The 11,116-nt window shown below is 61.2% G+C and carries 8 protein-coding genes and 1 pseudogene; all 9 read right to left on the reverse strand.

Annotation, left to right across the window (positions count from 1 at the left end):
* Positions 1–313 precede the first annotated feature (313 nt).
* Positions 314–1,777, reverse strand: coding sequence for an NADH-quinone oxidoreductase subunit NuoN (gene nuoN / locus ACIPL2_RS21400; protein WP_401359363.1), 1,464 nt, complete (start codon positions 1,775–1,777; stop codon positions 314–316).
* A gap of 7 nt (positions 1,778–1,784) precedes the next feature.
* The gene (nuoM, locus tag ACIPL2_RS21405) at positions 1,785–3,317 is read right to left on the reverse strand and encodes an NADH-quinone oxidoreductase subunit M (protein WP_401359365.1); all 1,533 of its coding nucleotides are present in this window, start codon (positions 3,315–3,317) and stop codon (positions 1,785–1,787) included.
* Between the two features lie 40 nt (positions 3,318–3,357).
* Positions 3,358–5,211 carry an NADH-quinone oxidoreductase subunit L gene (gene nuoL, locus ACIPL2_RS21410; RefSeq protein ID WP_401359367.1) on the reverse strand — a complete coding sequence of 618 codons (1,854 nt, stop codon included), beginning with the start codon at positions 5,209–5,211 and terminating at the stop codon, positions 3,358–3,360.
* Positions 5,208–5,516, reverse strand: a complete 309-nt coding sequence (gene nuoK / locus ACIPL2_RS21415; RefSeq protein ID WP_007946416.1) for an NADH-quinone oxidoreductase subunit NuoK — start codon at positions 5,514–5,516, stop codon at positions 5,208–5,210. The genes nuoL and nuoK overlap by 4 nt, the downstream gene beginning before the upstream one ends.
* Before the next feature lie 2 nt (positions 5,517–5,518).
* Positions 5,519–6,022, reverse strand: a complete 504-nt coding sequence (gene nuoJ, locus ACIPL2_RS21420) for an NADH-quinone oxidoreductase subunit J (protein WP_059406598.1) — start codon at positions 6,020–6,022, stop codon at positions 5,519–5,521.
* 9 nt (positions 6,023–6,031) lie between these two features.
* Entirely contained in the window at positions 6,032–6,580 is a 549-nt protein-coding gene (gene nuoI, locus ACIPL2_RS21425) for an NADH-quinone oxidoreductase subunit NuoI (RefSeq protein ID WP_401359383.1), read from the reverse strand.
* A gap of 9 nt (positions 6,581–6,589) precedes the next feature.
* The gene (gene nuoH, locus ACIPL2_RS21430; RefSeq protein ID WP_401359371.1) at positions 6,590–7,597 is read right to left on the reverse strand and encodes an NADH-quinone oxidoreductase subunit NuoH; all 1,008 of its coding nucleotides are present in this window, start codon (positions 7,595–7,597) and stop codon (positions 6,590–6,592) included.
* Positions 7,594–10,308 (reverse strand): NADH-quinone oxidoreductase subunit NuoG, encoded by a 2,715-nt coding sequence (gene nuoG, locus ACIPL2_RS21435; RefSeq protein ID WP_401359373.1) that lies wholly within the window; start codon positions 10,306–10,308, stop codon positions 7,594–7,596. The genes nuoH and nuoG overlap by 4 nt, the downstream gene beginning before the upstream one ends.
* Before the next feature lie 138 nt (positions 10,309–10,446).
* Positions 10,447–11,070: pseudogene (locus tag ACIPL2_RS21440) on the reverse strand (NADH-ubiquinone oxidoreductase-F iron-sulfur binding region domain-containing protein); the annotation flags it as partial.
* Positions 11,071–11,116: the final 46 nt, after the last annotated feature.

Raw genomic sequence — 11,116 nt, forward strand, 5'->3', positions numbered from 1 at the left:
TAGTTTTGTCTCGATAATCGAATCGGTCAAGGCGTCTGTGCCTGCCAATTCGTTCAAGTCATTACGTTAAGGTTGGAGGCAGGATAAGGATGTAGGACGCGGCTGATTTGTCTGCGGGGTGATTCTGGATGTGGGGGGAGGAGGCATTGGAGATCAAAAGATCGCAGCCTCGTTTCACTCGACAGCTCCTACAGGGAACGCATTCCAATGTAGGAGCTGTCGAGTGAAACGAGGCTGCGATCTTTTGACTTCAAAACGCAAAAACGGCACCCGAAGGTGCCGTTTCTGTTTTCTACCGAATCACGCTAAGCGATCAACCCGCCAGGCCCGCCTGCTGAACCAGGTTCAGCAATGGCTGTGGGTACAGACCCAGGAAGAACGCCAGTGCGGCGATGGCCAGCAGCATCACGCCGCCCGCACGTTGTTCCCAGTGCAGTTGGGCATCGTGGCGACGCAGGTTCGGTTCGATCAGGTACAGGGTCACCATGACGCGCAGGTAGTAGAAGACGCCGATGGCGCTGCCCAGTACCAGGGAACCGACCAGCCACCATTGGTGCGACTCGACACCGGTGGCGATGATGTAGAACTTGCCGATGAAGCCCGCGGTCAGCGGGATGCCGGCCAGGGACAGCATCATCACGGTCAGTACGGCGGTCAGGTACGGACGGCGCCAGAACAGGCCGCGGTATTCGTACAGGGCATCGGCGTCACGGCCGTTGTACGGCGAGGACATCAGGGTGATCACGCCGAACGCGCCGAGGCTGGTGATCACGTAGGTGACCAGGTACACGCCGATGGCTTCCACGGCCAGGCCTTTGCTCGCCACCAGGGCGATCAGCAGGTAGCCGAAGTGAGCGATGGACGAGTAACCCAGCAGACGCTTGAGGTTGCTTTGGGTCAGTGCCAGCAGGTTACCGAACAGGATCGACGCGATGGCGATGATGGTCAGCACGTTGCTCAGGACACCGCTGCTTGCCGCTGGCGAGATCTGGAACAGACGCACCATCACCGCAAATACCGCGACCTTCGAAGCGGTAGCGAGGAACGCCGCCACCGGTGCCGGAGCCCCTTCGTAAACGTCCGGGGTCCAGAGGTGGAACGGTACCAGCGACAGTTTGAACGCCAGGCCGATCATCATCATGCCCAGGCCCAGTTGTGCCAGCGAGCTTGGCAGACCGGTGGCCGCCAGCGCCTGGCCGATACCGACGAAGCTCAGGCTGCCGGAGTCGGCGTAGAGCAGGGCCATACCGAACAACAGGAACGCGGAACCGGCGGCCGACAGCACCATGTACTTGATACCGGCTTCCAGCGAACGCTTGTTGAAGAAGGCGTAAGCCACCAGACCGTAGACCGGCACCGAGAGCAGTTCCAGACCGACGAACAAGCCGGCCAGGTGCTGCGCGCTGTCCAGAACCAGGCCACCGGCGGCGGCCATCAGGATCAGCAGGTACAGTTCTTCACGGTTGCCCGGGTAACCCGAACCGCCATCGCCGAGGTAGGCGTGGGCGAGGGTTACACAAGCGAGGGTGGCGACCAGGATCAGCGCCATGTACAGACACGCGAAGCTATCGATTTGCAGCAGCGGGGTCACGGCCAGGGGCGCGACCTTCAAGGCTGGCAGGATCGACAGCAACGCCAGGTTCAAACCCGCCACGGAAATCAGGAAGGTCTGCGAGTGGTTGCGGCGCCAGGCGATCGCCAGCATCACCACGATGATCGTGGCGCTGGTGATCAACAACGGCGCAAGCGCGATAAAGTGTTGAGTCGTGAATTCCATAGCGCTCTTACCGGGCCGAAGCGAGTTGAGTGAAGGCGGTGCCGAGCCACTGCTGCACGCCATGCATCGTCGCGGCAGAGGTGTCGAGGAACGGCTGCGGGTAGACGCCGATGTAAATCAGCAGCGCCGCCAGACCGACCACCATGATCAGTTCGCGACCGTCCATGCCATGCATCACCGCGTCCGATTTGGACGGGCCGAAGTAGGCACGGTGGATCATGATCAGCGAGTAGACCGAACCGAACACCAGGCCCGACGTGGCGATCACGGTCATCCATGGCGCAGCGGCGAAGGTGCCGATCAGGATCAGGAACTCACCGACGAAGTTACCGGTACCCGGCAAGCCCAGCGACGCCGCAGCGAAGAACAGGCTGATGGCCGGCAGGTAAGCGATCTTCGACCACAGGCCACCCATTTCACGCATGTCGCGGGTGTGGGTACGTTCGTACAGCTGGCCGCTGAGGATAAAGAGTGCCGCGGCCGACAGACCGTGCGCCAGCATCTGCATGACTGCGCCCTGCAGCGCCAGTTGGCTGCCGGAGTAGATGCCGATCAATACGAAGCCCATGTGGGAAACGGAGGAGTAGGCGATCAGACGCTTGATGTCGGTTTGCGCGAACGCCAGGAACGCACCGTAGAAGATCCCGATCAGACCGAGGGTCATGGCGATCGGCGCAAATTCGGCCGAGGCATTCGGGAACAGCGGCAAGGCAAAACGCAGCAGACCGTAAGCCGCCGTCTTCAACAAGATACCGGCCAGGTCGACCGAACCTGCGGTTGGCGCCTGGGCGTGAGCGTCAGGCAACCAGGAGTGGAACGGCACGACCGGCAGTTTCACCGCGAAAGCGATGAAGAAGCCGAGCATCAGGATGTACTCGGTGGTGAGCGACATCTTGGTTTTCAACAGGTCGGCGTAGTTGAAGGTAATCACGCCGGTGTCGTTGAAGTTGACCAGGACCAGACCGAGGATCGCCACCAACATGATCAGGCCGGAAGCCTGAGTGAAGATGAAGAACTTGGTCGCCGCGTAGATCCGGGTTTTCTTGCCGTCCGAAGAACTGTGACCCCAGAGCGCGATGAGGAAGTACATCGGCACCAGCATCATTTCCCAGAAGAAGAAGAACATGAACAGGTCGAGGGCGAGGAATACGCCGACGACACCGCCCAGGATCCACATCAGGTTCAGGTGGAAGAAGCCCACGTGACGCTGGATCTCTTTCCACGAGCAGAGTACCGAGAGGATACCCAGCAGACCGGTCAGCAGGATCATCAACAGCGACAGGCCGTCGAGGGCCAGGTGCACGCTGATGCCGAAGCGCTGGATCCAGATGTGCTTGAACTCAAGCACCCAGGTCGGATCCGCGCCAGGCGCCGGAGCAAATGAGTAATTACCGTGGGCCCACAGCCAGAGGCCGAGCGCGAGTTCCAGGGTCATGGTCAACAGCGCAATCCAGCGGGGGAGGGTGGCGCCGAAGCGCTCACCCATCCAGCACAGCAGGCCGCCGATGAAGGGGATCAGGATTAGCCAAGGCAGAATCATGACGGGCTCAATTCCTTTCGCAAGTTCGCAAGGTTCATATTCAGACCGCTACCAGCACAATGGCGCCGATGACCAGCACGGAGCCGGCTGCCATCGAGGCAGCGTACCAACGCAGTTGACCGGTTTCGGTACGGCTCAGGGCGGTGTGGCCGCCCTTGGCCATACGCGGGATCAGACCGATGGTCTGGTCGAGCGGGTCTTTGCGCAGTGCGTGGCTGATCGCAAGGTATGGCTTGACGAACAGTTTGTCGTAGATCCAGTCGAAGCCCCAGGCAGCGAACCACCAGGCCGAAAGGAAGCGGCCAATGCCGCTGTTGGCGATTGCAGTGACGAAACGCCGCTTGCCGAGGAACAGCAGCGCGGACAGCAGGATACCGGCCAGGGCAATGGCGCCCGAAGCGATTTCCAGACTGTGCTTGGCTTCGCCACCGGCATGGCCGACGCTTTCCGGCAGCACGCCGTGCAGTGGCGGAACGATCATGGCGCCGACGAAGGTCGACAGCACGATCAGCACCGACAGTGGCAGCCAGTGAGCGATGCCGTGACCGGCGTGCGCTTCGGTCTTCGCTTCACCGTGGAACGCGATGAAGATCAGGCGGAAGGTGTACAGCGACGTCATGAACGCACCGACCAGGCCGGCATACAGCAGACCGTGGTTGCCGCTGGCGAACGCTTCCCAAAGGATTTCGTCCTTGGAGTAGAAGCCCGCGGTTACCAGTGGCAGGGCCGACAGGGCCGCGCCGCCGACGATGAAGCTGGCGTAGGCCAGTGGCAGTTTCTTCCACAGGCCGCCCATCTTGAAGATGTTCTGCTCGTGGTGGCAGGCAACGATCACCGAACCGGACGCAAGGAACAGCAGCGCCTTGAAGAAGGCGTGGGTCATCAGGTGGAAGATCGCGCCATCCCAGGCACCGACGCCCAGCGCCAGGAACATGTAGCCGATCTGGCTCATGGTCGAGTAGGCGAGGATACGTTTGATGTCGGTCTGGACCAGGGCTGCGAAGCCCGCCAGAACCAGGGTCACGCCGCCGACGATGCCCACCAGGTGCAGGATGTCCGGCGCCAGGGTGAACAGGCCGTGAGTACGGGCGATCAGGTAGACACCAGCGGTCACCATGGTTGCGGCGTGGATCAGTGCCGAAACCGGGGTAGGACCGGCCATCGCATCCGCCAGCCAGGTTTGCAGCGGCAGTTGCGCGGATTTACCGACAGCGCCACCCAGCAGCATCAGGGTGGCCATGACCATCCAGAAGTCGCCGGCCTGGAATTTCTGCGGTGCCAGCACCAACAGTTCCTGGATGTTCAGCGTGCCCAACTGCGCGAACAGGATGAACAGGCCGATGGCCATGAACACGTCGCCGATACGGGTGACGATGAAGGCTTTGAGTGCCGCGTTACCGTTGTTGCGGTTGCTGTAGTAGAAACCGATCAACAGGTACGAGCACAGGCCCACGCCTTCCCAACCGAAGTACAGGAACAACAGGTTATCGCCCAGCACCAGGAACAGCATGCTGGCGATAAACAGGTTGGTGTAGGCGAAGAAGCGCGAATAACCGGCTTCACCGCGCATGTACCAGGACGCGAAAAGGTGGATCAGGAAGCCGACGCCGACGACCACACCGAGCATGGTCACGGACAGACCATCCAGGTACAGCGCGAAGTTCGGCGTAAAGCCTTCCACCGCCATCCACTGCCACAACACCTGGGTGTAGTGACCGCCTTCAGGCGGCGCAACGTTGAACTGCCAGATCACATAAGCAGTCACGATGGCCGACAAGCCAATGGAGCCGACGCCGATCAGCGCCGAAAGGTTTTCCGAGAGGCGTCCACGGGAGAACGACAGCAGCAGGAAACCAATGAGAGGGAATACGAAAGTCAGATAGAGAAGATTCATCCGCGCATCTCGCTGGCAGCGTCGATATCGAGAGTGTGGAAGCGGCGATACAGCTGCAACAGAATCGCCAGGCCAATACTGGCCTCGGCGGCTGCCAGGCTGATCACCAGGATGAACATGATCTGTCCATCCGGCTGCGCCCAGCGGCTACCGGCGACGATGAAGGCCAGTGCGGAGGCATTCATCATGACCTCCAGGCTCATCAGCACGAAGAGAATGTTGCGGCGGACCATCAGGCCGACCAGACCGAGGCAGAACAGGATGCCGGCGACCGCCAGACCATGCTCCATAGGGATAGCAGGCATCGTCATTGCTCCTTGGCTTCGTTGCGGCCCAAGTGGAACGCCGTGACGGCTGCGGCGAGCAGCAGCATCGAGGCGAGTTCGACCACCAGCAGATACGGACCGAACAGGCTGATGCCCACGGCCTTGGCGTCTACGGTGGTGTGGCCGACGGCCTGGCCGCTGTCGTGGCTGAACAGCACGTACAGCAGTTCAGCCAGCAGCAGGGCGCCGAGAATCACCGGGCCGAGCCAGATGCCGGGCTTGAGCCAGACGCGCTCTTGCTGAACCGAGGCGGGGCCGAGGTTCAGCATCATCACCACGAACACGAACAGCACCATGATGGCGCCAGCGTAGGCGATCACTTCCAGCACACCGGCGAACGGTGCGCCGAGGGCGAAGAACGTCATCGCCACGGCGATCAGCGAAATGATCAGGTAGAGCAGGGCGTGCACAGGGTTGGTGTTGGTGATCACACGAAGCGTGGACACCACCGCGATACCCGATGCGAAATAGAAAGCGAATTCCATCTTTCTTCCTTAAGGCAGCAAGCTCTTCACGTTGATCGGCTGGGCTTCGTTCTGCGCGGAGCCTTTCGGCTTCCCGGCAATCGCCATACCTGCAACACGATAGAAGTTGTAATCAGGGTTTTTGCCGGGGCCGGAGATCAGCAGATCTTCTTTCTCGTACACCAGGTCCTGACGTTTGAACTCGGCCATCTCGAAATCCGGTGTCAGCTGGATCGCGGTGGTCGGGCAGGCTTCCTCGCAGAGGCCGCAGAAAATGCAGCGCGAGAAGTCGATGCGGAAGAAGTCCGGGTACCAGCGACCGTCTTCGGTTTCAGCTTTCTGCAGCGAGATGCAACCGACCGGGCACGCCACGGCGCACAGGTTGCAGGCTACACAACGCTCTTCGCCGTCGGGGTCGCGGGTCAGGACGATACGGCCACGGTAGCGCGGCGGCAGGTACACGGCTTCTTCCGGGTACTGCAGCGTGTCGCGCTTGCGGAAGGCGTGGCCGAAAATCATCACCAGGCTGCGAAGCTGGGTGAAGAAGCCATGCACGATGTCAATAATGTACTTCATGATTCTCTATCCTCACTGAGCCGCGACGGCGGGCGTGTTGAGCAACACGATCGCAGCGGTCACCAGCATGTTGACGAGGGTCAGCGGCAGGCAGAACTTCCAGCTGAAATCCATCACTTGGTCATACCGTGGGCGCGGAATCGAGGCGCGCAGCAGGATGAAGATCATGATGAAGAACGCGGTTTTCAGCGCGAACCAGATGAACGGGATCTGCGGCAGAATGCCGAACGGACCGTGCCAGCCACCGAAGAACAAGGTCACCAGCAGCGCCGAAATCAACACGATGCCGATGTATTCGCCGACGAAGAACATGCCCCATTTCATGCCGGCGTATTCAATGTGGTAACCGTCGGCCAGTTCCTGCTCCGCTTCCGGCTGGTCGAACGGGTGACGGTGAGTCACGGCGACGCCAGCGATGAAGAAGGTCAGGAAACCGAAGATCTGCGGAATGATGAACCACAGGTTCTGCGCTTGATATTCGACGATGTCGCGCATGTTGAACGAGCCGACCTGAATCACGATGCCCATCAACGACAGGCCCATGAACACTTCGTACGACACGGTCTGTGCCGAGGCCCGCAAGCTGCCCAGCAAGGCGAACTTGTTGTTACTCGACCAGCCGGCGAACAACACCGCGTAGACCGACAGACCGGCCATGGCGAAGAAGAACAGGATACCGATGTTGATATCCGCCACGCCCCAGGTCGGGGTGATCGGGATGATCGCGAAGGCAATCAGCAAGGCGCTCATGGCCACGACCGGTGCCAGGGTGAAGATCATCTTGTCGGCGAACGGCGGGGTCCAGTCTTCCTTGAAGAACATCTTGATCATGTCGGCCGCGATCTGGAACGCGCCGAACGGGCCGACGCGGTTCGGACCGTAACGGTCCTGCCAGAGGGCGAGCAGACGACGCTCGACCCAGCTGAGCAGCGCGCCGCACACCACCACGGCGAGCAGAATCACGATGGCCTGGATGACCGCGATGATCACGTCGATCACTTCAGGAGTGAACCAAGTCATAGCGCTGCCTCCTGCAGACCATCAACGGTTTTGCCAAAGATCGCGGGCGGAATGCCGGCGATACCCGCAGGCAAAGCGACCAGGCCAGCACCCAGCTCTTCGTTGATGCGCAGTGGCAGACGCAAGGTCTGGCCAGCCAAGTTCAAGCTCAGCAGTGCACCGTCATTGACACCCAGACGGTCGGCTTCGGACTTGGCCAGCGACACGTAGGCGGCCGGAATGCGTTCTTGTACCGGTGCGGCTTTGGAAGAGTTCTCTTCGCTGCCGAACAGGTGGAAGAACGGCACAACCTGCCAGGTGCCCTGGGCCGGATTGAACGCGCGCGGAACACTGGCGAACCAGTTCAGCGAGTCACCGGTGCTTTCGATCAGGCGGGTGCCCGGGTCGCCAGCGCGGATGTGACCACCGACTTCGTCCTGGAACTTGTTCCAGGCTTGCGGCGAGTTCCAGCCCGGCGACCAGGCGAACGGCACTTGCTGACGCGGTTCGACCGAGCCCGAGTAACCTTCCATGGAAAACGAGAACGCGGTGTCGTTGTCCTGGGAAGTACGCGGTTCGTGCACGTTGATGTCAGCGCGCATGGCGGTACGACCGGAGTAACGCAGCGGTTCGCGAGCCAGTTTCAGGCCTTTGATACGGAACGCGGCGGACGGCGCGGCATCGACGATGCGCGCCAGTTGCGGGGTGCTTGCAGCAACGGCAGCGGTGACGTGGTCCAGTTGGGTCCAGTCGATCGGCTGGTTCAGCAGGGTCGCGCGCAGGGCATGCAGCCAGCGCCAGCCTTCGTGAACCAGGATGCTCGCATCAAGGTAAGTCGGGTCGAAAACCTGGAAGAAGCGCTGGGCGCGGCCTTCCTGGCTGACCAGCGTACCGTCGCCTTCAGCGAAGCTGGCGGCTGGCAGAACCAGGTGCGCGCGATCGCTGGTGGCGGTTTTCTGATGGTCGGCAACGATCAGCACTTTCGCGGCGGTCAGGGCAGCATCGACCTTCGCTTTGTCGGTGCGGGTGTACAGATCGTTTTCCAGCACGACGATGGCGTCGGCCTTGCCGTCGATCACGGCTTGCAGCGCGTCGTCGACGGAGTTGCCGCCGAGCATGGCCAGGCCGAGGCTGTTGGCTTCCGGCACGATCAGGCTGATGGAACCGTTCTTCTCACGCAGCTTCAGGGCCTTGGCGATGTTCGCCGCGGCTTCGATCAGCGCCTTGGAACCCAACGAGGTACCGGCAATGATCAGCGGACGCTTGGCCGCGAGCAGGGCGTCGGCAATGCGCTTGGCCAGGTCCAGAGCTTCAGTGTCCAGGCCTTCAACGGCCGGCGCGCTGGCGTCGAGGGCGTGAGCCACGGCGAAACCGATGCGGGCCAGATCGTCTGGCGCGGCGTGTACGCATTCTTCAGCGATGTCGTCGAGCTTGGTTTCAGCCAGGCTGGCGATGAACAGCGGGTTCAGCTCGTGCTGACCGATGTTCTTCACGGCGGCGTCGAGCCAAGGCTGGACGCGCATGGCGTCGGCCATGTCTTCGGCCTTGCCCTTGACCGATTGGCGCAGGGACAGGGCCATGCGTGCAGCGGTCTGGGTCAGGTCTTCACCGAGGACGAAGATCGCGTCGTGGTCTTCGATGTCACGCATGTTCGGGATCGGCAGCGGGCTGTCTTTCAACACCTGCATGACCAGGCGAATGCGTTCCAGCTCGGCGGCTTCAATACCGGAGTAGAAGTGCTCGGCACCGACCAGTTCGCGCAACGCGTAGTTGCTTTCGAGGCTGGCACGTGGCGAACCGATACCGACGATATTGCGACCGCGCAGCAGGTCCGCTGCTTTATCCAAAGCTTCGTCGAGGGTCAGCTTGGCGCCGTTGGCCAGTTTTGGCTGGCGCGGGCGGTCTTCGCGGTTGACGTAGCCATAGCCGAAACGGCCACGGTCGCACAGGAAGTACTGGTTGACCGAACCGTTGAAGCGGTTTTCGATCCGGCGCAGTTCACCGTAGCGTTCGCCCGGGGAAATGTTGCAACCGCTGGAGCAGCCATGGCAGATGCTCGGCGAGAACTGCATGTCCCACTTGCGGTTGTAGCGCTCGGAGTGCGTCTTGTCGGTGAACACACCGGTCGGGCAGACCTCGGTGAGGTTGCCGGAGAACTCGCTTTCCAGGGTGCCGTCTTCAACGCGACCGAAGTACACGTTGTCGTGGGCGCCGAACACACCGAGGTCGGTGCCGCCCGCGTAATCCTTATAGAAGCGCACGCAGCGGTAGCAAGCGATGCAGCGGTTCATCTCGTGGGAAATGAACGGGCCCAGTTGCTGGTTCTGGTGGGTGCGCTTGGTGAAGCGATAACGGCGCTCGTTGTGGCCGGTCATCACGGTCATGTCTTGCAGGTGGCAGTGACCGCCTTCTTCACAGACCGGGCAGTCGTGAGGGTGGTTGGTCATCAGCCATTCAACGACGCTGGCGCGAAACACTTTCGCTTCTTCGTCGTCGATGGAGATCCAGCTGCCGTCGGTGGCGGGCGTCATGCACGACATGACGATCCGACCACGCTTGTCGTTCTCATCGGTGTACTGCTTGACTGCGCACTGGCGGCAAGCGCCAACGCTGCCAAGGGCTGGGTGCCAGCAGAAATAAGGGATATCGAGGCCTAGCGACAGACATGCCTGTAACAGGTTGTCTGCCCCATCGACTTCGAGCTCTTTGCCGTCTACGTGGATAGTGGCCATGGTTCAAAGGTCTTCGTTGGCCCGGTGTCAGCGGGCGTGGCTAATGGAATCTTGTTATTCGCGTGAATCAACACAGCCGTTCAAGGCGTCATCACACGAGAAGGCGAAGGGCACGGACCCTTCGCCTCTTTTAAGCGTTTACGCGCCGACTACGATCGGCCTTGCCAGAGGCGGGACGACGGCGCTGGTAGGCGCGATGCCGGCTTCGAACTCATGGCGGAAGTATTTGATTGCGCTGCCCAACGGCTCCACGGCGCCCGGTGCGTGAGCACAGAAGGTCTTGCCAGGGCCGAGGAAGCCGACCAGACCCAGCAGGGTCTCGATATCGCCGGCTTGCCCTTCGCCGTTCTCGATCGCGCGCAGGAGCTTGACGCTCCATGGCAGACCGTCACGGCACGGGGTGCAGAAACCGCAGGATTCACGGGAGAAGAACTCTTCCATGTTGCGCAGCAAGGACACCATGTTGACGCTGTCGTCCACCGCCATGGCCAGGCCGGTACCCATACGGGTGCCCACTTTGGCGATGCCGCCGGCGTACATTTGTGCGTCCAGGTGCTCCGGCAACAGGAAACCGGTACCGGCGCCGCCTGGCTGCCAGCACTTGAGCTTGAAGCCGTCGCGCATGCCACCGGCGTAGTCTTCGAACAGCTCGCGACCGGTGACGCCGAATGGCAGTTCCCACAGGCCCGGGTTCTTGACCTTGCCGGAGAAGCCCATGAGCTTGGTGCCCATGTCTTCACTGCCTTCGCGGGCCAACGATTTTTAGCAGTTCTGTAGTTCGTCTTTTATGGAATGATTGTTGGACTGT

The sequence above is a fragment of the Pseudomonas sp. NPDC086251 genome, from assembly GCF_044746405.1.
In the GTDB taxonomy this organism is placed as follows: Bacteria; Pseudomonadota; Gammaproteobacteria; order Pseudomonadales; family Pseudomonadaceae; genus Aquipseudomonas.